The following is a 22480-nucleotide window of genomic DNA, read 5'->3' as shown; positions in this document are numbered from 1 at the left end:
CATTGAAATTCCAAGGAAAAAGCGCTGGTGAATTACCAGTCGGATTTGGGGGGGACGCAATTGGCGCCAATTAGGCCGTCCCGCTTCATGCGGTTGATCAGCGCACTGGTCAGTTCTTCCGGCGCCTTGAAATGCTGTTTCAGTTCGATCGTGGCCTTCCACACGACGGTTTTGCTCTGCACGTCCAGGAGCGAGGCTAGGTAGTCGGTGATGTGCCCTTGGCCGCCCGTGCGTTCCCGTGTCCAGCTGATCTCCAGAATCGCGTCTGCGCCCTGCAAGGGGATATGTTGCGGAAGGATGTTGTGCGCGGGGCCATCAGCGGGACGGGCAAAGGAATCCATGGCAATGCCGCAACTTCCGAGGCTGCTCCTCATAAGGGCAACAAAGGCTGCCGGATCCGTCTCCTGTGTGCTTTCCACGACTGACTGGCTATACAGCGTCTTACCGAGGTTGGTGAATAGGAATAGCTTCTTGATACTTCCATTATAATCGGCAGATTTGTTCGACTCGACCGTGCTGCTTGATGTGCAGGCGCAGACGGACAACAGAACGGCCACGGCAATGGCCGCTTTAATATTTCCTAAAAACATTACCCCACCCGATCTTATGAAAACCATCTTCGGCTCGGCAAGATTATTGCCGGACGCTTTTATGATAATAGTATTTGATGTTTATCGTTGGCATTTGTGTCAACAAAAACAACCAAAGGGGTTGAGGGGGGATATGCGGCGTATTGCCGCATATGCTACAGCCGTATCACGTAGCGCACGAAGCCGTCCGCGCCGCCCGCCACGCTGTCGTACAGGCGGCGGGCCGTGGTGTTGGTCTCCTGCGTGTGCCAGTAGACGCGGCCCCAGCCGCGCGCCCGCCCCAGGGCCACCAGTTGGTCGATCAGGGCCCGGCCGACCCCCTGGCCGCGGAACGCCGGGTCGGTGAACAGGTCCTCCAGATAACAGACCGGGCTGGTCCCCCAGGTGTTGGGGTGCAGGACGTAGTGGCAGAAGCCCAGGATGCGGCCATCCCCGCCCCGCGCCACCAGCGCCTTGATGGCGAAATCCGGGTCCATGAGCCGGGTCCACAGCGTAGATGTCACAGCGATATCCACGTTGACCTGGTAAAAAGCGCAGTATTGGTCCCATAAAGGACGCCATGCGGCCTCGTCATCGGGGCCGATGGGCTCTATCTTAATTCCCAGGGCGGATGACTCGGGCTTGGCCATAGGGTGATCTCCGCTTAAGGCCTTTAGGCTCTATTGGATTCAACGCGCTTACGTTAGATTGCCGCCCACATGCGTACACTTGTCCACCATCCCCTGTCCCCCTTCGCGCGCAAGGTGCGCGTCGTCCTGGCGGAAAAACGTCTTGAGGTCGAACTCGAGGTCGAGAAGCCGTGGGAGCGCCGGGATGAGTTCCTGGCGCTGAATCCGGCGGGCGAGCTGCCGGTGCTGATCGAGGATGACGGGGCGACGGTGGCGGAACACGCCGCCATCTGCAGCTATCTGGAAGAGGCCTACCCCCACGCCCCCACCCTGCTGGGTCGGGAGGTGCTGCTGCGGGCGGAGGTGCGGCGCCTGGCCGCCTGGTTCGACGTGAAGTTCAACCAGGAGGTGACGGAGAACCTGGTGGGCGAAAAGCTGATCAAGCGCTTCTCCGGCTCCGGCACGCCGCACGCCCAGGCCATCCGTGCCGGCCTGGCCAACATCCATTACCACCTGGACTACATCGCCTATCTGGCGGACCGGCGGAAGTGGCTGGCGGGCAACGAGTTCTCGCTGGCCGACATCGCGGCGGCGGCCCACCTGTCCACCATCGACTATCTGGGCGACGTGCCGTGGGACCAGCATCCCGAGGCCAAGGACTGGTACATGCGCATCAAGTGCCGGCCCAGCTTCCGACCCCTGCTGGGCGATCACCTGCCCGGCGCGCCGCCGCCCAAGCATTACGCGGATTTGGATTTCTGAGTACCCTCAGACGGCAGGCGCGGGCATCCGCCCGCTTACCCTGTCCTCGCTTTCCAGGCCCTCGCTTTCCAATCCGCTACGCTCCCCGGAAATCTCCGGCGGGCCCGGTCGGGGCCTACAGCGGCATGATGTTCATGCCGCTGGGGCCTATTGAACCGGCTGATTGCCAAACCTGGGTTTCGTTCCCGCCATAAATCCGCCGTGACCCTTTGCCACAAGCAAGGGGATCGCCGGTGCATTCCGCGCCGGCCAAGGAACGATGGGTGGACCCCGATGCGTAGCCTGATTGCCGCCTCCCTGATCGCGACCGCCAGCCTCGGGGCCCTGCCCCTGGCCGCCGCCCCCGCTGTGGCGCAGGTCATGACGGCCCCGCCGGTGCAGGACCAGGTGACCCTGACCCTGATGGCGGAAGACTGGGTGAAGACCGACACGGCCCGCGTGTCGCTGACGGTGGACGCCGGCGGCGGCAACGCCGGTTCCGCCCGCGCCGATGTGCTGAAGGCGGCGCAGAGCGTGTCGGACAAGGGCGAGTGGCGCGTGGTGGCCTTTGACCGGCAGCAGGACGCCGCCGGCCTGGACCACTGGCGGGCGGAGCTGGAGGCGCGCCTGCCCGAGGCGCAATTGGGCGGTTTGGCCGACCGGGCGCGTCAGGCCAGCCGCGCCGGCCTGCAAATCCGGGTGGCGGGCGTGGACTTCACCCCCACCTTGGCGGAGCAGGAGGCCGTGCGCACCCGCCTGCGCGAAACGCTGTACCGCCGCGTGACGGAGGAGATGAAGGGCCTGAACACCGCCTTCCCCGGCCGGGACTTCCGCGTCGGCCGGGTGGACTTCAACGCCCCGGTGATCGGCGGCGGCATGGCGCCCCGGGCGCCGATGATGGCCATGGCCAAGACGGCGGACGGCGCCTCGGCCGAGGGCGGCGGGCTGGACGTGGCGCAGAAGGCGACGCAGACCGCCCGCGTCACCTTCTCCGCCTACGCGCCGGCGGCCCCTCAGGGGCGGTGAGCGTCCCGCTCCGCCGCCAACTGGTCCGCCAGCCCCTCGCGGTAGCTGGGATAGCGCAAGCTCACCCCCAGCTCCGCCTTGATGCGGGCGTTGGAGATGCGCTTGTTCTCGCCATAGAAGCTGGCGGCCATGGGCGACAGGTTGGCCTGATCGAACGGCACCAGGGGCGGCGGCTCCAGCCCCAGCAGCTCGGCGGCATAGGCCACCACCTCGGGCGAGGGGCAGGGGTGGTCGTCGGCGACGTTGTAGATGGCGCCGGGGTTGGGCCGTTCCATGCTGGCCATCAGGGCGCTGCCCAGATCGTGGATGTGGATGCGGCTGAATACCTGGCCCTTCTTGTCCACCCGCCGCGCCGTGCCGGCCCGCATCTGGTCCAGCGCGCTGCGTCCCGGGCCGTAGATGCCGGGCAGGCGGAAGCGGTGGACGGGCAGGCCGTGGGCCTCATGCAGGGCCATCCACTGCCCTTCCGCCACGGCGCGGGCCACGCCCCGTTCCGTGCTGGGCCGCACCGGCGCCGACTCGTCCACCCAGCCGCCATCCCGGTTGCCGTAGACGCCGGTGGTGGAAAGATAGCCTGCCCAGCGCAGGTCGGGCAGGGCCAGGATGGCGGGTGTCAGCGCCGCCAGCACGCCGTCCCCCTCTGGCGTGGGCGGCACGGAGTCCAGCAGATGGGTGGTGCCGGCCAGGGCCGCTGGGTCCAACGCCAGGCCGGGGCCGAAGACATGGGCCTCGATTCCCCGGGCGCGCAGGGTGGCCGCCTTTTCCGCCGTGCGGCAGGTGCCGGCGACCAGCCAGCCGGCCTCAAGCAGCCGATGGGCCAGCGCCGTGGCGCTGAACCCCAGGCCGAAGCAGAACAGGCGGCGGGGCGCGGGGGACTGCGGCATCGGGTCAGGCTCCATTAGATTAACCGTAAGGGGCGCCGGCGGCGACCCCTGCACCTTCAGGATGGCAGGGCTCACGCCTGCTGGGGCGGTGTCCGCCCGTGCTATCCTGTGACCCGTGGCCGCGCCCGAATCGGCAAGGCCCGGGATGAAAGCACTTGCGATCCATCCGCCGTTCGGGACTCTAGGCGCCATGATGATTACCCTCAAGCACCCCCTCCGCTTTTCCACCCGCCTGGCGGCGGCGGTCACCGTCCTGTGCGGCATCGCCGGCGTGGCCAGTGCCGCGCCCGTGGCCCTGAACCGCGACACCTGCCTGGAGCGGGCCAAGCAACTGCCCGACTTCGCCTATGCCGAGGCGCAGCTATGGGAAAAGAAGGGCGGCGGCGACGATGCCCGCCTGTGCCAGGCCATGGCCCAGCTGTTCCGGGGCGAATACAAGGAATCGGCGGTGGCGCTGGAGGCGGTGATCCCCGCCCTGGGCCTGCCGCCCAAGGTGACGGCGGGGCTGTGGGGCAAGGCTGGCTGGGCCTGGTTCAACGCCAAGGAACACGCCAAGGCGGATGTCGACTACACCAAGGCCATCGGCCTGCAGCCCACCGATCCCGACCTGCTGATCGACCGCGCCACCGAACGGGCGGGGGCGGAGCGCTGGTGGGACGTGCTGCGCGACCTGGACCGGGCGCTGACCCTGGACGGCGGCCGGGTGGACGCCATCATCATGCGGGCGGAAACCAAGCACCGCCTGGGCCGCGACGTGGAGGCGGGGCGCGACCTGCGCATGGCCCTGTCGCTGGACCCGGACAATGCCCAGGGCCTGCTGCTCAGCGGCAACATCAAGGCTGACCGGGGCGACAAGGTTGGGGCCAAGGCCGATTGGTCCCACGCCGTGCAGGTGGCGGGCGACACCGCCGCCGGCGCGGCCGCCCAGGACAACATTCTCCGCCTGGATGGCAAGGACCCGCTGAAGGATGACGCGGCGGGCAAGGCGGCCCCGAAGACCGATGGGAAAAAGACGGACGACAAGCCCCAGGGCCAGTGACGGCCGAGGCTCACGGTCCCTCTGCTTTCAGGGCGCTCCGGCTATGCGCGGTCCAATGCGGCCCGCCTGGACATAGCCCACCTTGTCCCCGTCTTCGGTTTCGACATGGACCCGCATCCAGCCGGGAACCACGTCGCCCGCCAGCACTTCCACCGGGGTGTGCGGTGTCAGCAGGATGTCGATGGTCTCTTCCCGGCCCGGTGATCCGTAGAGGTAGGCGGTGCGGTCGGCAATTTCGCGGTCGCGGCGCAGGACGGCATCCGTTGGCGCCGGCATAGGCTTGGCCGGGACGCGGGGCTTGGCGGGGACGGCGGGTCGCGGATCATCGGTGGCCATTTGATGAGACCCCGGGCCCGTCGCCACGGGACGCGGCGGGGGTACGGTCCGCGATTGCACGCTTATGAGCACGGCCAGGGCGCACACCAGCGCGCCTGAGGTTCCGTGGGCCCACCAGTGCCGGCGGCCCCGGCGGCGAACGGCCTCGCCCTCCTTCGTCACCTGGGCCACGCGGGCCTCCGCCTTTTGGGCGGCGGTTTGCGCGGCAGCAAGCTGGGCTTGGGCCTCGCGCAGGCTGAGGGTCAGCTGCTGATTCTGCCGCGTCAGGTCGTTGGCGCGGCGGTTACAGGCGGTGTGGTCGGCCGGTCCTGTCCGCGTGGCGGCGGGGGCCGGCTGGGTGATCCAGTGCCCCAGGTCGTTGAAGTTGAGGCCGCGCTGCCTCAAGGCCCCCTGCAGCTTCCGCAAGGCGGCGGTGGCCTCGCCCTCATGTTCCGACCCCATCAGGCGGACCAGCTTGGCGATGTGCTCCCGGTCCTTGTCCTTTGTGCTGTTCATACCTTCCGCCCCGCCCCCGCGCCCCAGCCTATGCCAGACGCTCATAGTACGCAGCGGCGGTCGGGCACATAGGGCGGAAAAGTCTTAACCTTTTGGCAAGGAGTTCGGCGGAAAGGCCGTGATGAAATCGCGTCTTTGCCACAATCCGGGCCAACGGCGGCCCTCATGCCTTGGGATTATGACCCTGCGCCCCGATGGTGGGACGCCCGATCAAACCCCTCTGATCACTAAGGATCACGACCATGAGCATGTTCGCCCACCGCCGTCCCCTGCTGGCCTTCGCTACCGCCGCGGCCGTGATGGTGTCTTACGGGGCGTTCGCGGCGGACACCCCCGCCGCTCCGGCCAAGACCGCCGCCTCCACGGCGACCGCCCCTGCCACCGCGCCCGTCGCCGCCACCCCCACCACCGCGGGCACGACGACCGCCCCGGTGCAGAAGGCCGCCGAGGCTGGCAAGCCGGTTGAGGCCACCAAGGCCACCGAGGTGAAGACCGACGCCAAGGCGTCTGAGGCCAAGACCGAGGCCAAGGCTGAAACCAAGGCCGAGGGCACGAAGGAGACCAAGAAGGTCGCCCATCATCATCATGCGAAGAAGGCCAAGGCCGAAGCCGGCAGCGAAACCGCCGCGCCCAAGAAGTAAGCCTCAGCTTCCACACGCCTCCTGAACAGGACGGCCCCGGCCCCAGTGGTCGGGGCCGTTCCTGTTTTCAGGCGTGCGGCAGGGGGCGTGGCTCGGGCTCGCCCTCCAGGTCTGGGGCCGGCATGGGGCGCACGGCGGCCAGGCGCTGCACCACGGCGGCGCGGGGCAGCGCGATCTCCCCCTGTTCGAAGGCGACCACCTGCAGGCCGGCGTCCCGCGCCAGGGCCAGCAGTTCGCCCGTGCGCAACAGGAAGGCGGGGCTGGAGGGCCGGCCATGGCGCTGGTTGCCTTGGGCGAAGGTCTCATACAGCAGTACCCCGCCAGCGGCCAGCAAGGTGGGCAGGCGCGGCAGAAGCGGCCGATGCAGGTAGTTCGTCACGACGATGCCGGCGTAAGCGCCCCCCAAATCCACCGGCACCTCCCCCTCCAGATCCGCTTGCAGAAGGGTGACCCCTGGTTGGTCCGCCAGATCGGCCAAGCCGCGCAGGTCGATGTCCACCGCCGTGACCGGATGGCCCCGCCCGTGGAACAGCCGGGTATGCCGGCCGCCACCACAGGCCACGTCCAGCACGGCGCCACCCCGGGCCACCAACGGCGCGAAACGAGCCACCCAGGCGCTGGGTTGGCCCCGGGGATCGCAAACGGACGGCATCATGGCATGGGGTCCCAGGCGTTGGGGGCGGGGAAGGGCCGGTATGAGGCGCGCGCCAGGGCGTGCCCGCATTGGCGGTTCATTGTCAGGGTGGCTTTCCCCACCCACATCCAGACTGTATATGACATTGACTGACCCGAGTCGTCGCAAGGCGCCGCGCCCCTCAAGATTCCGTTCCATGATCCTGTATGAAATGAAATGTGGCCAGGGCCACACCTTCGATGTCTGGTTCCGCAACGCCGACGCCTGTGATCAGCAGCTGGCGGCGGGCGAGGTCGCGTGCGCGGTCTGCGGCGATCATCAGGTGGGCAAGGCGCCCATGGCCCCTCGCATCGCCAAGGGACGGGGCGGCCGCGCGGAAGAGGGGAATGCCCCCGTTCCCGTGCCGGCGCCGCCGCAGCCAGCACCGGAGGTGTCGCCGGCGGTGATGGCCGAGGCGGCGGCCCAGGGCCCGGCGGCGGTGCTGTCCCTGTTGCGGGAGGTGCGCCGCCAGGTGGAGGCCAACGCCACCCATGTGGGCGACCGCTTCGCCGAAGAGGCGCGCAAAATCCACTACGGCGAGACCGAGGCCAAGCCCATCTACGGCCAGACCACCGATGAGGAAGCGGCGGAGCTGGAAGATGAGGGCGTGACCTTCGCCCGCATCCCGTGGGTACCCAAACACGACTCTTGAGCCCATAGTGGCGGGACGGAAGCCAAGGGAGTGCATCCATGTCCGATCCCGCGCCGACGTTCGGGCCCCGCGTGGTGACGGTGCCGCCGGGGGAGGATCGGGAACGGCTGGTCTGCCCCGACTGCGGCTATATCGCCTATGACAATCCCAAGATCGTGGTGGGCTCCGTCGCCCTGTGGCAGGACCGCATCCTGCTGTGCCGCCGCGCCATCCCGCCCCGCATCGGTTACTGGACCCTGCCCGCCGGCTTCATGGAACTGGGGGAAACCACCCAGGACGGCGCCGCCCGCGAGGCATGGGAGGAGGCGGGCGCGCGCCTGGCCATCGGGCCCTTGCTGGCCGTCTACAACATTCCCCGCATCAGCCAGGTGCAACTGATCTACCTGGCCACCCTGACCAGTCCGGACATCGCCGCCGGCGTGGAAAGCCAGGAGGTCGCCCTGTTCGCCTGGGATGAGATCCCCTGGACCGACCTGGCCTTCCCCAGCGTCGACTGGGCCTTGCGCGAGTACGAGGCCCGGCGGGACCTCATCCGCGCCGGCCAGCCCTTCGCTCCCGCCGCCAATCCGGTGGATGGACTGTAACCCCGGCGGGCGTGGGTTATCGCTGAAACGCGAACGGCGCGGAACCCGAAGGGCCCGCGCCGTCGCTCGGATCACTCCGTGGCGTCCGCTCAGTTCAGCGTGCGCACGTCCGTCAGCTTGCCGGTCAGGGCGGCGGCGGCAGCCATCTCGGGGCTCACCAGATGGGTGCGGCCGCCGGGGCCCTGGCGACCCTCGAAGTTGCGGTTGGAGGTGGAGGCGCAGCGCTCACCCGGCTTCAGCTTGTCGTCGTTCATGGCCAGGCACATGGAGCAGCCGGGCTCCCGCCAGTCGAAGCCGGCGGCGGTGAACACCTTGTCCAGGCCCTCGGCCTCCGCCTGTTCCTTCACCAGGCCGGATCCCGGGACCACCATGGCGTAGATGCCGTCGGCCACGTGGCGGCCCTCCACCACCTTGGCGGCGGCGCGCAGGTCCTCGATGCGGCTGTTGGTGCAACTGCCGATGAACACCTTGTCCACGGGAATGGCGTCCAGCGGCGTGCCGGCCGTCAGGCCCATGTACTTCAGCGCGCGTTCCATGGCGGCGCGGCGATGCTCATCCGTCTCCTCGGCTGGGTTGGGCACGGCGGCGGTGATGGGCAGCACGTCCTGCGGGCTGGTGCCCCAGGTGACCATGGGGGCGATGTCCTCGGCCTTCAGCACGACCTCGCGGTCGTACACCGCGCCCTCGTCCGACGGCAGGCTCTTCCACCAGTTGACGGCCTGTTCCCAGGTCGCGGCCTTGGGCGCCTGCGGGCGGCCCTTCAGATACTCGAACGTGGTCTCGTCCGGGGCGATCAGGCCGGCGCGGGCCCCCGCCTCGATGGCCATGTTGCAGACCGTCATGCGGCCTTCCATGCTCAGGCCCCGGATGACGGAGCCGGCGAACTCGATGACGTGGCCGGTGCCGCCGGCGGTGCCGATCTTGCCGATGATGGCCAGCACCACGTCCTTGGCGGTCACGCCCACGGGCAGCTCACCATCCACGGTGATGCGCATGTTCTTCGACGGCTTCAGCAGCAGGGTCTGCGTGGCCAGCACATGCTCCACGTCCGACGTGCCGATGCCGAAGGCCAAAGCGCCAAACGCACCATGCGTGGCCGTGTGGCTGTCGCCGCAGACGATGGTCATGCCGGGCTGTGTCAGCCCCTGCTCCGGCCCCACGACGTGGACGATGCCCTGGCGGATGTCGGACATGTCGTAATAGTCGACGCCGAATTCCTTGGTGTTGATGGCCAGCTGCTCGACCTGGACGCGGCTTTCCTCATTCTTGATGCCGGCCAGGCGGTCATGGCTGGTGGGGACGTTGTGGTCGGCCACGGCCAGGGTCGCGGACGGGCGGCGCACCTTGCGGCCGGCCATGCGCAGTCCTTCGAACGCCTGCGGGCTCGTCACCTCATGCACGAGGTGGAGATCGATATAGAGCACGCATGTGCCGTCCTCCTGCCGGTGAACGACATGGCTGTCCCAGATCTTGTCATAGAGGGTGCGCGGCTTGCCCATGGATCTTCACTCTGATGCGGACCGACATTTCCGAAACGCCAAAACCCCTGCGGCGGGTCTTTTTGTTTCACGGAGGCGCAGAATAACGACCGGTCCTGTCGTGAACAAGCGCAAGAGCGTGCCATCGCCGCATAGCGGTCATTTGTTCTTGCGTCCCCAGCACCGGGGCGGACTTCTCCACGGCCCGAGGCCCCGATTGGGGCCGCCGGCGCCCGAGGCGCCCAAAACAGGGCAACAAAAAGCCCCGCCGGTGAGGGCGGGGCTTTTTAAGATCAGGCGCTCAGCGGCTCGCGCTCGTCTTCGGCCTGGGCATCGCCCTCGCCGTCGTCGGACGCCTCGCCGCCATCGGCGTCGTCGTAGCCCGTCTGCGGCTGGTAAGGCCGGGGCTCACCGCCGCGCTGGCGCTGCTCAGACTCGTTGATCTGCGTGATAATGCGGAAATAGTGCTCCGCATGCTGCAGGTAGTTTTCCGCCGCCACCCGGTCACCGGACGACTGGGCGTCCCGGGCCAGGGCCAGGTACTTCTCATGCACCTGGAAGGCGTTGCCGCGGATGCGCACATCCGGGCCGTTGCTGTCAAAGGTCTGGTGGCGCAGGGGCACGTTCTGGCGGCGGTTATTGCCGCCCCCGTTGTTGCCATTGCCGCCGCCGTTGCCGCCGGCATTGCCACCGTTGTTACCGCCGCGTCCACGCGAACGCCTGGAGTTCGGTCCCTGTCTCATCCGACTGCTGCTCTAGCCCCGTTGGAGTTCAATGCATGCCGTGCCAAGGGGGCGGAGCTTTTCCATCCGCGCCACTGCATCCGATCCCGGAATCCACCCGTTACCCGGATTGAAACCGGATCGACCATGCTGGGCAAACTGGCATGCCGTGGTGATCATTCTTGGCCCATGAACGCTAGCCGGACCCCTGCACGGGTGTTTCCCCGTTTGGACCTGGCGCGTCGCCCCTTCGGCCTTCACCACGCGAGAACGACCCTAAACGCAGTATCCCGCTAATCCAACATCTTTTTTGGCGAAGCGCCCCTGCGTTCCCGGCGCAGACGGTCAGGTCCGCCGGCGTCGTTCCGTCCTTTAGGAAGAGGCGGGGCTGCCGGGCGGGGTACGGGCGGCCACCACCCGGTCATGACCGGCCAGATCGTCGACCCGTTCCAGGACCTCCAGGCCCCCGGCGGTGAACAAGGCTGCAACGTCGGCCCCTTGGCCGGCGCCATGCTCCACCGCCAGCAGCCCGCCGGGGATGAGCAGCCCGCCGGCGACCTTGGCCAGGTGGCGGTACGGGGCCAGCCCGTCGGCGCCGCCATCCAGGGCGCGCAGGGGGTCGAAGGTCCGCACCTCCGGCTCCAGGCCGGCGATGTCGGCCGCGGGAATGTAGGGCGGGTTGGACACGATGGCGTCGAAGCGGCCCCCGGGCGCACCATCCGCCAGGGCGTCCGTCCAACTGCCCACCAGGAAGGCGCTGCGGCCGGCGAACCCCAGATGCCGGGCATTTGCGGCGGCGGCCCGCGCGGCACCGGGGGCGATGTCCACGCCCAGGCCCCAGGCGCCCGGCAGCTCCGACAACAGGGCCAGCAGAATGCAGCCGCTGCCCGTGCCCAAATCCAGCAGGCGCCGGGGGCGCCCGCCGTCGGGCAGGTGGCGCAGGGCCGTTTCCACCAGGGTCTCGGTATCGGGGCGGGGGTCCAGCGTGTCGGGGGCCAGGCGGAACTCCAGGCTCCAGAACTCCCGCTTGCCCAGGATGCGGGACACCGGTTCCCGCGCGGCGCGGCGCTCGACGAAGGCGGCCAGCGCGGCCTGGGCTTCGGCCGGCACAGGCCGGTCGCCCTCCAGCAGCAGGACGGTGCGCGACCAGCCCAGCGCCTCTTCCGCCAGCAGGCGCACGTCCAGCCGCGGGCTGGCGCAACCGGCGGCCGCCAGGCGCGCCTCGGCCGCCTTCAGCACGGTGCGAAGGGGCAGGGGGGGAAGGATCGCCGCGCTCACTGCAGTTCGGCCAGGCGCTCCGCCTCATCCTGGGCGATCAGCGCCTCCACCACCTCGTCCAGGGCTTCGCCCGCCATGACCTTGTCGATCTTGTAGAGCGTCAGGTTGATGCGGTGGTCGGTCACCCGGCCTTGGGGGAAGTTGTAGGTGCGGATGCGTTCGGAGCGGTCGCCGCTGCCCACCTGGCTTTTGCGGTTGGCCGCCCGCTCGGCGTCCAGGGCGCTGCGCTGCAGGTCATAGAGGCGGGAGCGCAGCACGCGCAGGGCCTTGGCCTTGTTCTTGTGCTGCGACTTCTCATCCTGCTGGCTGACCACCAGGCCGGTGGGCAGGTGGGTGATGCGCACGGCGCTGTCGGTGGTGTTGACCGACTGCCCGCCCGGGCCGGACGAGCGGAACACGTCGATGCGCAGGTCCTTCTCGTCGATCTGGATGTCCACCTCCTCCGCTTCGGGCAGCACGGCCACGGTGGCGGCCGAGGTGTGGATGCGGCCTTGAGTCTCGGTCGCCGGCACGCGCTGCACCCGGTGCACGCCCGATTCGAACTTCAGCCGGCGGAACACGCCCCGGCCGGAAATGCTGGCGATGGCTTCCTTGTAACCGCCCAGCCCGGTCTCGGAGATCTCGATGACCTCGAAGCGCCAGCCCTGGATACCGGCGTAGCGGCGGTACATGTCGAACAGGTTGGCGGCGAACAGCGCCGCCTCATCGCCGCCGGTGCCGGCGCGCACCTCCAGCATGGCGTTCTTGTCGTCGGCGGCATCCTTGGGCAACAGGGCCAGCATCACCTGGCGCTCCAGCCCCGGCAGGGCCTTTTCCGCTTGCAGCAGTTCGTCCTGCGCCAACTCCCGCATCTCGGGATCGGCTTCCGCCTCCGCCATGCGGGCCAGGTCCGCCAGGTCGGACCGGGCGCGGCGCAGCGTGGCGATGGACTCCGCCACCGGCGTCAGCTCCGCGAACTCCTTGCTCATGCGGGTGTAGGCGTCGGCCGCCAGCGTGCCCGTCGCCAGGGCGTCGCGCAGTTCGTCATGCCGGGCCGACAGCTTGGCCAGCGTGTCCCCGAACCGTTCTTCCAATGTGGTCATATCTTATCCGTCATCCCGTATCCGGGCTGACTAAAGCCCTCAAGCGCCGGGCGCGGCCATCCGGCCGCTTGGCTTCCTCGCTTTTCAGTCCGCTTCGCTTCCCAAAAAGCTCCGGCGGCCCCACTTGGGGCCTAGCGGCATGAGCCAAGGCTCATGCCGCGGGCACTTTCATACTACTCGGCGGCAGCGGCGGCTTCTTCGGCGGCCTGGGCAGCCTTGATTTCCTCGGCCTTCTTTTCCACCAGCGACACCAGGTGGTCGACGATGCTCTCGTCCTTCAGGCGGTGGGCCGGCTGGCCGGCCAGGAACACCTGGTGCACGCCCTTGCCGCCGCCGGTGAAGCCGATGTCGGTCATGGTGGCCTCACCCGGGCCGTTCACCACGCAGCCGATGACCGAGACGGTCATGGGGGTGGTGATGTGGGCCAGGCGTTCCTCCAGCACCTCGACCGTCTTGATGACATCGAACTGCTGGCGGGCGCAGGACGGGCAGGAGATGACGGTGACGCCGCGGCGGCGCAGGCCCAGCGATTTCAGCATCTCGAAGCCGACCTTGACCTCCTCCTCCGGGGGGGCGGACAGCGACACGCGGATGGTGTCGCCGATGCCCGACCACAGCAGCATGCCCAGGCCGATGGACGACTTCACGGTGCCGGCGCGCAGGCCGCCGGCCTCGGTGATGCCGATGTGCAGGGGATAATCGCAGGCCTCGGCCAGGCCCTGGTAGGCGGCCACGGCCAGGAACACGTCCGACGCCTTCACGGAAATCTTGAACTCCCGGAAGTCATGGTCCTCCAGGATCTTGGCGTGGGTCAGGGCGCTTTCCACCAGGGCTTCGGGGCAGGGCTCGCCGTAGCGTTCCAGCAGTTCGCGCTCCAGCGAGCCGGCGTTGACGCCGATGCGCATGGCGCAGCCATGGTCCTTGGCGGCCTGCACCACCTCGCGCACGCGGTCGTGCGACCCGATGTTGCCGGGGTTGATGCGCAGGCAGGCGGCACCCGCCTCGGCGGCCTCGATGGCGCGCTTATAGTGGAAGTGGATGTCGGCCACGATGGGCACGTTCACCGCCTTCACGATCTCCTTCAGCGCCGCCGTCGACTCCTCGTCGGGGCAGGAGACGCGGACCATATCGGCGCCGGCCTCTTCGGCCCGCAACACCTGCTCGATGGTCGCCTTGGCATCGGCGGTCAGCGTGTTGGTCATGGTCTGGACGGAGATCGGCGCGTCGCCACCGACCAGGACCTTGCCGACACGGATCTGACGGGAGGGCCGGCGCAGGATCTGGCGATACGCACGATGGGAGGTGGACATGGGAACGGGCCTCATGAGGGAATTTTGACCGTAAAGTGCTGCCGGACGGCCCCGGGATCAAGAGGCCATCGCACAAGGCTTCACCGCGCCGCGTGCGGGACGGCGCGGGCTTGAACGGTTAAGCGGCCGAACCGGCTGGCCTATTTGCCGCCGGCGGCAGCACCGCTTTTCTCCAGCGTGACCAGCACGATGTCGTTGCTGTGCATGGGCAGCGGGACGGCGTAGCGGCCATCGGCGCCGACGGTCACGGTCTTGTCCGCCTCGGGCAGGTCGCGCGTCAGGTCGGTCAGCTTGGCCAGCTGCTCCGGCGACAGGGTCTTGGGCGCGCCCATGTCGAGGTAGGCGGAATAGGCGTCGTTGGCGCGATAGCCGGTGCGATGGACCGCCAGGCGGTATTGGCCGGGCTTCAGCCCCTGGAACGCCACCTTGATGGCCGGTGCCGGCTTGTTGGGCACGATCTTGCTGTAGAAGGACCGGTTGCTGACCGGCTGGCGCGGCTGCTGGAAGTCCCACACCAGGGCGGCGGCCTTGGCCTCCGTCGCGGCGGCCATGACCTGGCCGTCCGTCACCGGCACGGCGTCGCCCTTGAGGGCGTGCAGGTACTTGTAGGCGAAATAGGCCGGCTTGCGGATGCCCTCGCGGTTCATCAGGCCAAAGCCGCCCTCGAACGGGGCGGTGGGCGGGCCGGGCTCCTCGAACAGGTCGCTGTAGGTCCAGTAGCTCATGCCCTGGACCATGCCCTGGCTGGCCTTCAGCTTGGCCAGGATGTAGGGCGCGCTGATATAGCTGTCATGCACCAGGTCGCGGGGGGTGTAGCTGGTGCTCCATTCCGTGAAATAGAGCGGCAGGTGCGGGAAGCGGGAGGCGGCGATCTGCTCGCGCACCTTGCGCACGTCGCCGATGATGGCATCGGGGGAGGGCGACAGCTTGGTGTCGGCCTTGCCCGCCTCATCCAGGAAGCCGCCGTCCACGCCATAGGTGTGGGTGGTGACGAAATCGACCGGCGCGCCGCTCTTGGCGACATGGTCCAGAAACTCCGGCACCCAGGCGGCGCCGGCGGTGGCGGGGCCGCCCACCTTCAGTTCGGGATCGATGGCCTTCATGGTGTTGGCGGTCAGGTCGTACAGGGCGAAATAGGCCTGCTGGTCCGCCCCCTCCCAGAACCCGGCCAGGTTGGGCTCGTTCCATACCTCGAAGAACCAGCTGCGCACCTCGGCCTGGCCATAGCGCGCCTCGATGTGCTGGACGAAGGCGGTGATCAGGTCGCGCCAAGCGTTGGGACGGGGATGGGAGGTGTTGCCTTCCCAATAGAAAATCTTGTTGTCCGACGTGGCCATGGCCTTGGGCGTGAAGCCCAGCTCCACGAAGGGCTTCAGCCCGCGCGCCTTCAGGTCGTCGTACAACTGGTCGATCTTGCTCCAGTCGTAGGTGGTGGCGCCGTTCTCGACCTTCACCGTCCCCAGCACGTCATGGAAAATGGCGTGGAAGCGGATGTAGCGGAAGCCCAGCTCATCCTGCGTGGTCCTCAGCTGCGCCATGCTGTCCGGGCGCATCAGGGTGCCCGGGAAATCGGACCCGATGGACAGGTCGTAGAAGCGGTCCAGCGGCTGGGTCGCCTTGGCCACGTCGACGTCGATCTGGCGGACGCGGCCCGCGGCCCCCGCCGTCGGGGACGCGAGGCCGGCCGTCAGGGCGACGCAGGCGGAAAGGCAGGCGGCGGCGACCGCCCGGCCGCGGAACAGGGAAGCCATCAATGTGTCACCCGAGCCTGTAGATCGTCCGGTTGCAGGGGATAGCTGCGCACCACCTGGCCCTTGGCGCCCAGCGCCGGCAGGTCCTTGCCGTCCAGGCTGATGACAACGCCGCCGGCGTTGCCGGTTTCCAGGGACAGGCCAGGCACGTCGGGTGCGCGGAAGCTGTCGCCCGGGTGCAGCACGCGCGACGCCCACAGCGTGCCCTTGGCGTCGCGCACCTGGATCCAGCTTTCGTCCGTGGCGCGCACCACCACGCGGGCGGGTCCGGTCTGGCCGAAGACGCGGCCCTTGGTGGCGACCGGCGCCGTGCCGGGGGCGGTGGTGTCGGGCCGCATGCCGGTATCGGCCGGCGCCGCGTCGGTATCGGCGGCGGCACTCTTGGGCTGGCCCAAATCCGGCATCTGCGGCGCCTCATCGTCGGGCGCTTCCGACGTCACGGGGGCCGTCGGCTGCGTCGCCGCCGGGACCGTCTTTCCCGCCGGGGCGGGGGTGGCCGTGGCCGGGCCAGTCGCCGGGGTGCCGGTCGGGGTGGGGGCGCCCGTTGCCGCCGGGGCAGCGGCTGGGCTGCCGGCTGGGGCCACCGGCACGGGGCCCGGCATGGCATCGGGCATCGGGGCGGTGGCGTCCGGCGCCGCCCCCACCTCCGGCGCCGTGGGCTGCGCCTGGTTCAGCAGGGCCTGCACCGCCGGGGCCGGCAGCACGTTGGCCGGCGGCGGGGACGACGTGTCGCCGCTGCCCGTCAGGTGGGCCAGCCGCTCCGGCAGCTTGGGCACCAGGTCCAGCGCGCTGCGGTCGGCGGAGGAATAGAGATACCAGCCGCCGTAGAGCACGGCGGCCAGCACCACGGCCGCCACCATCAGGGCACCGCTGGGCACGCGGTTCTCGCTGACGGGGATGGGTAGGTACAGCTCCGCCGGGCGGACATGGCCCGCCGTCTCATCCTTGAAGCGGTTCAGCAGGTCGCCGGAATCGATGCCCAGCAGGTCGGCATAGCTGCGCAGGAAGCCCAGGATGTAGGCCTGGCCCGGCAGGTCGCCGTAACGGCCGTCCTCAATGGCTTCCAGATAGGCGCGGCGGATGCGCAGGACATTGGCCACGCCCGTCAGGTCGTAGCCCAGCTCCTCCCGCCGCATGCGCAGGATGTCGCCCACCGTTTGGCGCGGGGCCTGCGGTTCGGCGGCACGACCGGCGTCTATCATGTCCCGATAACGGTCGCGGCGTTCAGTCATGACGGCTGTCCCAGCACAGAATGGTGCACGAATTATCCCAACCGCCGGTCCGTTTATTGCGCCGACGACGATGTTGGCCGGAGTCTTATCAAGGGGCTCGCGGTACCGCAACCACAGTAAGTCTCCAGCCGCTCCGAACGTCGGCGGGCATATGCCCTTGGGCTTGTCCCCGGGCACCGACGGTGGAGCGATGCCGCCGCTGACTTACAGCCGAACGCCGTGGTCCCGGGCGAAGGCCAGCAGGTGCAGGCGCAAACTGCGGTCCGGCCGGCCCAGCAGGCTGTCCAGGAACTGCTGCAGCACGCCCACGTCCACCGAGCGGATCATGGTCTTGACCTCGCCGAAGGCACCGGGGCTCATCGACAGGGTGCGGAAGCCGCAGCCCAGCAGGGCCATGGCGTCCAGGGGGCGGCTGGCCATCTCTCCACACAGCGACAGCTGCACCCCGGCCGCCTCGCACCGCCGCACCAGCATGCGCAGCACCGACAGCATGGCCGGCGACAGCAGGTCATAGCGGTTGTTCAGCATGGGGTTGCCGCGGTCGCTGGCGAACAGGTACTGCAGCAGGTCGTTGGAGCCGACGGACATGAAGTCGATGTTGGGCAGAAGCGCGTCCAGCTGGAACAGCAGGGCCGGCACCTCCATCATCACGCCCACCTTCAGGTCGCGGGGCGGGGCCACGCCGTCCTGCGCCAGCCGGCGCAATTCCAGGTCCAGCACACGGCGGGCGCGGATGAACTCCGACACCTCGGCCACCATGGGGAACATCACCCGCAGGTCGCGGCCCGCCGCCGCCCACAGCAGGGCGCGCAGCTGCTTGCGCAGCATGGCCGGGCGGTCCAGGCCGATGCGGATGGCGCGCCAGCCCAGGGCCGGGTTCTCCTCGCCCAGGTCGGGGAAATAGGGCAGGGTCTTGTCCCCGCCCACGTCCAGGGTGCGGAAGGTGACGGGCTTGTCCCCCGCCTCGTCCAGCACCTTGGCGTAGGTTTCCTTCTGCACCGCCGTGTCGGGATAGGTGTGCCGCACCATGAAGGGGATTTCGGTGCGGTAGAGGCCGATGCCGTCGGCGCCGGTGGCGTGCAGGTGGGGCAGGTCGATCAGCAGGCCGGCGTTCAGCATCAGGCGCACGGGCACGCCGTCGCGCGTCACCGACTCCAGCTCGCGGGCGGCGGCGAACTCGCGCTTGCGCTCCTCCCCCACCTCGATGCTTTTCAGGAAGGCTTCGGTGATGTCTTCCGCCGGGCGCACGAAGACCTGGCCGTGGTCGCCATCGACGATGACGAAGTCCAGCGGGTCGACCCGGCTCAGCACGCCGGTGCATTGGCCCACCACCGGGATGTCCAGGGCGCGGGCCACGATGGCCACGTGGCTGTAGGCCGCCCCTTCCTCCAACACCAGGCCGCGCAGCCGCGTGCGGTCGTAATCCAGCAGCTCGGCGGGGCCCAGGTTGCGGGCCACCAGCACGAACTCCTCCGGCAGGGTGCCACCATCGGCCTTGTCCTGCCGCCCGGCCAGGTGCTGCAGCAGGCGGTTGGTGATGTCGTCCAGGTCCAGCTGGCGTTCGCGGATGTAGCTGTCGGTCACCGACGCCATGCGGGCGCGGTTGTCGTTCTGCACCTGCTGCACCGCCGCCTCCGCCGTCAGGCCGGTGCGGATGGCCTCGCGGATGCGCGACAGCCAGCCGCGGTCGGTGGCGAACATGCGGTAGGTTTCGATGATCTCGTGGTGCTCGCCCCCGCTTTCGCCCGACAGGATCAGCAGCCGGTCGATGGCGGAGTGCATGCTGTCCACCGCCTCGCGCAGGCGGCCCAGCTCCATCTCCGGATCGTCCGCCACCATCTGGCGGATGGTCAGCTGCGGCCGGTGCAGCACCGCCACGGCCATGGCGATGCCCCGGTTCAGGCTGACGCCATCCAGGCGGGACGGCAGCAGCACCAGGTCGTTGGCCACCTGCAGTTCGCGGTTGTCGACCAGCTCGCCCGTGGCCACCAACTCGGCCACCACCATGGCGATGGTTTCCAGCGTCTCCACGTCCTGCTCGTCATACGCGCGGCGCGCGATGTGCTGGATGGCCAGCACGCCGCGCACGCGGCCGCCGCGCAGGATGGGCACGCCCATGAAGCTGTCGAACGGGTCTTCGCCGGTTTCCGGGCGATAGGCGAAGTTGGGATGGCTGGGCGCGTTGGCCAGGGCCACCGGCCGGGCGTGGGCGGCGATGTCGCCCACCAGACCCTCGCCCACCCTCAGCCTCGTCTTGTGCACGGCGTCCAGGTTCAGGCCGATTGTGGCGAACAGCTCCAGCACCTCGCCCGCCCGCATGACGTAGCAGGAACAGACGTCCGCCCCCATCTCGGCGGCGATCAGCATGACGATCTTGTCCAGCCGCGACTGGGCGGTGCCGCCGGCGGCCATGACGTCGCGCAGCCGGGCCAGCAGGCGGCGGGCGCCGCCGGCCGCATCGGCGGAGCGGCGCAGCGTGGTCACGGCGTCGGGGGGGGCACCGGTGGCGACGGTGCCGGCCTCCGGAACGTCAAGCCCCGGGTCGATGAGGAGGGGAGGAGTTCCGGAGTTCGGTGCCACTAGCCCGCCGCTCCCGCCAGCGCCAACGCCGGTCCCGTCTCCACCGTTTCACGGACATGGCCATAGCGGCCGGCCAGCGCGTCTTCCGCCTGGGCCACCAGTTCGGCCAGGATTTCGGCGGTCGGCTGCTCCCGCGTCACCATGCCCACCGACTGGCCGGCCATCAGGCTGCCGTTCTCCACGTCGCCTTCGATGACGGCGCGTCGCAGGGCGCCCGCCCAGAAGTGCTCGATCTCCAGCTGGGCGTCCTTCTGCTCCACCTCGCCCCGGTTGAAGCGTTCTACCACCTCGCGCTGGAAATCCATGAAGCGGCGGGTGCCCTCGTTCTGCAGGGCGCGCACCGGGATGACGGGAAAGCGGCTGTCCAACTGGGCCGACGGCATGGCGTCGCGCGCGCTGGCGCGGATGAAGGCGCGCTTGAAATTCGGGTGCGCCCGCGATTCGGTGGCACAGACGAAGCGGGTGCCCAGCTGCACGCCGGCGGCGCCCAGTTCCAGATAGGCCACGATGGCCTCGCCCCGGCCGATGCCGCCGGCCACGAACACCGGCACGTCGTGGATTTCCGGCAGGATCTCCTGCGCCAGGACGGAGGTGGCGACGGGCCCGATGTGGCCGCCGGCCTCCATGCCCTCGATCACCAGGGCGTCCACGCCCATGCGCACCAGCTTCTTGGCCAGCACCAACGCCGGGGCGAAGCAGATGACCTTGGCGCCGCCATCCTTCAGCTGCTTGATCACCGGCGCGGGCGGCAGGCCACCGGCCAGGACCACATGGTGGACACCGTGGCTGAGGCAGATGTCGGCCAGCACGTCCAGTTGCGGGTGCATGGTGATCAGGTTGACGCCGAAAGGCTTCGTGGTCAGCGCGCGGGTGGCGTCGATCTCCTGGGCCAGCATCTCAGGTGTCATGGCGCCACAGGCCAGGACACCGAACCCCCCGCCGTTCGAAATGGCGGCCACCAGATTGGCGTCCGACACCCAGGTCATGGCGCCGCCCATGATGGCCAGCTCCGTTCCCAGGAAATCCCGTCCACGGGCCCAAAGCGCGTCCAGCTTGCCGCGCGCGGTTCCGGTCGTGGTGGCGATGGTCATCAAAACGCTAGTCCCTGTTTGGCGAAAAAGGCGTGGTGCCCGGCGGGTGTCTTGCGACGGGTATTCCGTGGGGCCGCTCCCCGAGTGGGGCGCCCCGGGCGGTCCGGCACCGGGACGATGCCGATCCCTAACCCAAAACAGCCGCTGAAAACAACAATGCCCCGGGGGTCGTCTTGGCGGACCCCCGGGGCACAGTGTCGCTCAGATGCTTATGCCTGGTCCAGGCCGTATGCGGTGTGCAGCGCGCGCAACGCCAGTTCGGTGTATTCCTCGGCGATCAGGACGCTGACCTTGATCTCGCTGGTGGAAATGACCTGGATGTTGATGCCGCGGTCGGCCAGCGCCTTGAACATGCGCTGGGCCACGCCGGCGTGGCTGCGCATGCCGACGCCGATGACCGAGACCTTGACCACGTTGCTGTCGGCGATCAGGCGGCGGAACTTCAGGTCATCCCGGGCGCCCTCCAGCACCTGCACGGTGCGGTCCAGGTCGGCCTTGGTGACGGTGAAGGTCATGTCGGTGGTGGTGCCGTCCTCCGACACGTTCTGCACGATCATGTCGACGTTGATGGCGGCGTCGGTGAGCGGCCCGAAAATGGCGGCCGCCACGCCCGGCCGGTCTTCCACGCCCACCAGGGTCACCTTCGCCTCATCCCGGCTGTAGGCGATGCCGCTGACCAGTTCCTGTTCCACGATTTCGTCCTCATCAACGACAAGAGTTCCCGGCAACGCGCTGCCGGCCGCTTCCTCGAAGGTCGACAGCACCTGGACGCGCACCCGGTGCTTCATGGCCATTTCCACCGACCGGGTCTGCAGGACCTTGGCGCCCAGCGACGCCATCTCCAGCATTTCCTCGTACGTGATGCGGCCCAGCTTGCGGGCCTTGGTCACGATGCGCGGGTCGGTGGTGTAGACGCCATCGACATCGGTGTAAATATCGCACCGCTCGGCGCCGACCGCCGCCGCCAGGGCGACGGCCGAGGTGTCGGAGCCGCCGCGGCCCAGGGTGGCGATGCGGCCGTCCTTGGACACGCCCTGGAAGCCGGCGACCACCGCCACCTCGCCCGTGGACATGCGGGCCACCAACTCGGCGGACTCGATGCGCTCGATCCGGGCCTTGCCATGCACGTCGTCGGTGATCAGCGGGATCTGCCATCCCTGCCACGACCGCGCGGGGATGCCGATCTCCTGCAGGGCGATGGCCAGCAGCCCGCTGGTCACCTGCTCGCCCGAGGCGACCACGGCGTCGTATTCGCGCTCGTCCGCCAGGCGGCCGACCTGTTTCACATAATCCACCAGCTGGTTGGTCACGCCCGACATGGCGGAGACGACCACCGCCACCTCATGGCCGGCGTCGACCTCCTGTTTCACTTTGCGGGCGACATTCTTGATGCGGTCGATGGTGCCGACCGACGTGCCGCCGAACTTCAAGACGAGGCGTGCCATAACCCGTGTCTGCCTTGCTAAAAGCCGGCCAACCGCCGGCGGTGGATGCAGGGGGCTTCCGGCGCCGCGCGGGCGGGGCCCGTCCCGTTGGGGCGGGTCCTGCGCGGGGGCTACGCGAAAGCGCGCTATCCTTACCCCGTCGCGGCCGCGCAGGCAACAAACGGGTAATAAAAGGTCAGGGTTGCGTAAACCGGGCGACAGAGCATTTCTATTTCGCGCGTCCCCGTCCGTCCCGCGCCGGC

Annotated in this window: 21 protein-coding genes; 6 read left to right on the top strand and 15 right to left on the bottom strand. The window is 68.8% G+C overall.

The genetic code is table 11. The features are described from left to right. Positions 1–32 precede the first annotated feature (32 nt). Positions 33–557 (bottom strand): hypothetical protein, encoded by a 525-nt coding sequence (locus tag FBZ90_RS13640; RefSeq protein WP_145732891.1) that lies wholly within the window; start codon positions 555–557, stop codon positions 33–35. A 188-nt stretch (positions 558–745) separates the two neighbouring features. Then, a complete protein-coding gene (locus tag FBZ90_RS13635; RefSeq protein WP_246130398.1) occupies positions 746–1093 on the bottom strand; it encodes a GNAT family N-acetyltransferase in 348 nt (115 codons plus the stop codon). A 195-nt stretch (positions 1094–1288) separates the two neighbouring features. On the opposite strand from FBZ90_RS13635, the gene FBZ90_RS13630 reads away from it, so the two are divergent. Both FBZ90_RS13630 and FBZ90_RS13625 read left to right on the top strand, forming a co-directional pair. Beyond that, entirely contained in the window at positions 1289–1960 is a 672-nt protein-coding gene (locus tag FBZ90_RS13630) for a glutathione S-transferase family protein (RefSeq protein WP_145732887.1), read from the top strand. Between the two features lie 273 nt (positions 1961–2233). Beyond that, positions 2234–2965, top strand: coding sequence for a hypothetical protein (locus FBZ90_RS13625; protein ID WP_145732885.1), 732 nt, complete (start codon positions 2234–2236; stop codon positions 2963–2965). Here FBZ90_RS13625 and FBZ90_RS13620 read toward each other — a convergent pair. Continuing rightward, the gene (locus FBZ90_RS13620; RefSeq protein WP_145732883.1) at positions 2953–3849 is read right to left on the bottom strand and encodes an SDR family oxidoreductase; all 897 of its coding nucleotides are present in this window, start codon (positions 3847–3849) and stop codon (positions 2953–2955) included. The two genes, FBZ90_RS13625 and FBZ90_RS13620, sit on opposite strands and share 13 nt — an antisense overlap. Positions 3850–4039: 190 nt before the next feature. Here FBZ90_RS13620 and FBZ90_RS13615 point away from each other — a divergent pair, with 190 nt between their 5' ends. Then, positions 4040–4888 carry a tetratricopeptide repeat protein gene (locus tag FBZ90_RS13615; RefSeq protein ID WP_145732880.1) on the top strand — a complete coding sequence of 283 codons (849 nt, stop codon included), beginning with the start codon at positions 4040–4042 and terminating at the stop codon, positions 4886–4888. Between the two features lie 27 nt (positions 4889–4915). Here the strand turns inward: FBZ90_RS13615 and cwsA are convergent, their stop codons facing one another. Beyond that, complete coding sequence (gene cwsA / locus FBZ90_RS13610; protein WP_186455800.1) at positions 4916–5719, bottom strand: cell wall synthesis protein CwsA; 804 nt, start codon at positions 5717–5719, stop codon at positions 4916–4918. A gap of 242 nt (positions 5720–5961) precedes the next feature. Between cwsA and FBZ90_RS27820 the strand changes: the two genes are divergently transcribed. After that, entirely contained in the window at positions 5962–6360 is a 399-nt protein-coding gene (locus FBZ90_RS27820) for a hypothetical protein (protein ID WP_186455799.1), read from the top strand. A gap of 67 nt (positions 6361–6427) precedes the next feature. On the opposite strand, the gene FBZ90_RS13600 is transcribed toward FBZ90_RS27820, so the two are convergent. Next, positions 6428–7015 (bottom strand): methyltransferase domain-containing protein, encoded by a 588-nt coding sequence (locus FBZ90_RS13600; RefSeq protein WP_338121718.1) that lies wholly within the window; start codon positions 7013–7015, stop codon positions 6428–6430. Positions 7016–7190: 175 nt separating this feature from the next. On the opposite strand from FBZ90_RS13600, the gene FBZ90_RS13595 reads away from it, so the two are divergent. Next, positions 7191–7685 carry a DUF1178 family protein gene (locus FBZ90_RS13595; protein ID WP_145732874.1) on the top strand — a complete coding sequence of 165 codons (495 nt, stop codon included), beginning with the start codon at positions 7191–7193 and terminating at the stop codon, positions 7683–7685. A 38-nt stretch (positions 7686–7723) separates the two neighbouring features. Next, the gene (locus tag FBZ90_RS13590) at positions 7724–8269 is read left to right on the top strand and encodes an NUDIX hydrolase (RefSeq protein ID WP_145732872.1); all 546 of its coding nucleotides are present in this window, start codon (positions 7724–7726) and stop codon (positions 8267–8269) included. Between the two features lie 89 nt (positions 8270–8358). Here the strand turns inward: FBZ90_RS13590 and leuC are convergent, their stop codons facing one another. The 10 genes from leuC to FBZ90_RS13540 all read right to left on the bottom strand — a co-directional run bounded on the left by leuC (position 8359) and on the right by FBZ90_RS13540 (position 22238). Further along, positions 8359–9768, bottom strand: coding sequence for a 3-isopropylmalate dehydratase large subunit (gene leuC / locus FBZ90_RS13585; protein WP_145732870.1), 1410 nt, complete (start codon positions 9766–9768; stop codon positions 8359–8361). Positions 9769–10040: 272 nt separating this feature from the next. Next, complete coding sequence (locus FBZ90_RS13580) at positions 10041–10490, bottom strand: DUF4167 domain-containing protein (protein ID WP_145732868.1); 450 nt, start codon at positions 10488–10490, stop codon at positions 10041–10043. A gap of 351 nt (positions 10491–10841) precedes the next feature. Then, complete coding sequence (gene prmC, locus FBZ90_RS13575) at positions 10842–11747, bottom strand: peptide chain release factor N(5)-glutamine methyltransferase (protein WP_420872598.1); 906 nt, start codon at positions 11745–11747, stop codon at positions 10842–10844. Next, positions 11744–12829, bottom strand: coding sequence for a peptide chain release factor 1 (prfA, locus tag FBZ90_RS13570; protein WP_145732866.1), 1086 nt, complete (start codon positions 12827–12829; stop codon positions 11744–11746). The genes prmC and prfA overlap by 4 nt, the downstream gene beginning before the upstream one ends. A 173-nt stretch (positions 12830–13002) precedes the next feature. Next, positions 13003–14139 (bottom strand): flavodoxin-dependent (E)-4-hydroxy-3-methylbut-2-enyl-diphosphate synthase, encoded by a 1137-nt coding sequence (ispG, locus tag FBZ90_RS13565; protein ID WP_145732864.1) that lies wholly within the window; start codon positions 14137–14139, stop codon positions 13003–13005. Positions 14140–14279: 140 nt separating this feature from the next. Beyond that, entirely contained in the window at positions 14280–15890 is a 1611-nt protein-coding gene (locus FBZ90_RS13560; protein WP_246130397.1) for a GH39 family glycosyl hydrolase, read from the bottom strand. Next, positions 15890–17122, bottom strand: coding sequence for a RodZ domain-containing protein (locus FBZ90_RS13555; protein WP_145732862.1), 1233 nt, complete (start codon positions 17120–17122; stop codon positions 15890–15892). The genes FBZ90_RS13560 and FBZ90_RS13555 overlap by 1 nt, the downstream gene beginning before the upstream one ends. 204 nt (positions 17123–17326) lie before the next feature. Next, a complete protein-coding gene (ptsP, locus tag FBZ90_RS13550) occupies positions 17327–19534 on the bottom strand; it encodes a phosphoenolpyruvate--protein phosphotransferase (RefSeq protein ID WP_145733213.1) in 2208 nt (735 codons plus the stop codon). Between the two features lie 167 nt (positions 19535–19701). Next, entirely contained in the window at positions 19702–20793 is a 1092-nt protein-coding gene (locus FBZ90_RS13545) for an NAD(P)H-dependent flavin oxidoreductase (protein ID WP_145732860.1), read from the bottom strand. Between the two features lie 209 nt (positions 20794–21002). Then, positions 21003–22238 carry an aspartate kinase gene (locus tag FBZ90_RS13540; protein ID WP_145732858.1) on the bottom strand — a complete coding sequence of 412 codons (1236 nt, stop codon included), beginning with the start codon at positions 22236–22238 and terminating at the stop codon, positions 21003–21005. Positions 22239–22480 lie beyond the last annotated feature (242 nt).

It is taken from the genome of Nitrospirillum pindoramense (assembly GCF_007827955.1).
Lineage (GTDB): Bacteria > Pseudomonadota > Alphaproteobacteria > Azospirillales > Azospirillaceae > Nitrospirillum > Nitrospirillum amazonense_B.
Note: the sequence above shows the minus strand (reverse complement) of the source record. Positions and strands in the feature narration are given on the sequence as shown.

Excerpts from the sequence above, each read along its gene's own strand:
- FBZ90_RS13630 (WP_145732887.1), top strand. The coding sequence starts at position 1,289 with ATGCGTACACTTGTCCACCATCCCCTGTCCCCCTTCGCGCGCAAGGTG.
- FBZ90_RS13625 (WP_145732885.1), top strand. The coding sequence starts at position 2,234 with ATGCGTAGCCTGATTGCCGCCTCCCTGATCGCGACCGCCAGCCTCGGG.
- FBZ90_RS13620 (WP_145732883.1), bottom strand. The coding sequence starts at position 3,849 with ATGCCGCAGTCCCCCGCGCCCCGCCGCCTGTTCTGCTTCGGCCTGGGG.
- FBZ90_RS13615 (WP_145732880.1), top strand. The coding sequence starts at position 4,040 with ATGATGATTACCCTCAAGCACCCCCTCCGCTTTTCCACCCGCCTGGCG.
- cwsA (WP_186455800.1), bottom strand. The coding sequence starts at position 5,719 with ATGAACAGCACAAAGGACAAGGACCGGGAGCACATCGCCAAGCTGGTC.
- FBZ90_RS27820 (WP_186455799.1), top strand. The coding sequence starts at position 5,962 with ATGAGCATGTTCGCCCACCGCCGTCCCCTGCTGGCCTTCGCTACCGCC.
- FBZ90_RS13600 (WP_338121718.1), bottom strand. The coding sequence starts at position 7,015 with ATGATGCCGTCCGTTTGCGATCCCCGGGGCCAACCCAGCGCCTGGGTG.
- FBZ90_RS13595 (WP_145732874.1), top strand. The coding sequence starts at position 7,191 with ATGATCCTGTATGAAATGAAATGTGGCCAGGGCCACACCTTCGATGTC.
- FBZ90_RS13590 (WP_145732872.1), top strand. The coding sequence starts at position 7,724 with ATGTCCGATCCCGCGCCGACGTTCGGGCCCCGCGTGGTGACGGTGCCG.
- leuC (WP_145732870.1), bottom strand. The coding sequence starts at position 9,768 with ATGGGCAAGCCGCGCACCCTCTATGACAAGATCTGGGACAGCCATGTC.
- FBZ90_RS13580 (WP_145732868.1), bottom strand. The coding sequence starts at position 10,490 with ATGAGACAGGGACCGAACTCCAGGCGTTCGCGTGGACGCGGCGGTAAC.
- prfA (WP_145732866.1), bottom strand. The coding sequence starts at position 12,829 with ATGACCACATTGGAAGAACGGTTCGGGGACACGCTGGCCAAGCTGTCG.
- ispG (WP_145732864.1), bottom strand. The coding sequence starts at position 14,139 with ATGTCCACCTCCCATCGTGCGTATCGCCAGATCCTGCGCCGGCCCTCC.
- FBZ90_RS13560 (WP_246130397.1), bottom strand. The coding sequence starts at position 15,890 with ATGGCTTCCCTGTTCCGCGGCCGGGCGGTCGCCGCCGCCTGCCTTTCC.
- FBZ90_RS13555 (WP_145732862.1), bottom strand. The coding sequence starts at position 17,122 with ATGACTGAACGCCGCGACCGTTATCGGGACATGATAGACGCCGGTCGT.
- ptsP (WP_145733213.1), bottom strand. The coding sequence starts at position 19,534 with ATGGCCGCCGGCGGCACCGCCCAGTCGCGGCTGGACAAGATCGTCATG.
- FBZ90_RS13545 (WP_145732860.1), bottom strand. The coding sequence starts at position 20,793 with ATGACCATCGCCACCACGACCGGAACCGCGCGCGGCAAGCTGGACGCG.
- FBZ90_RS13540 (WP_145732858.1), bottom strand. The coding sequence starts at position 22,238 with ATGGCACGCCTCGTCTTGAAGTTCGGCGGCACGTCGGTCGGCACCATC.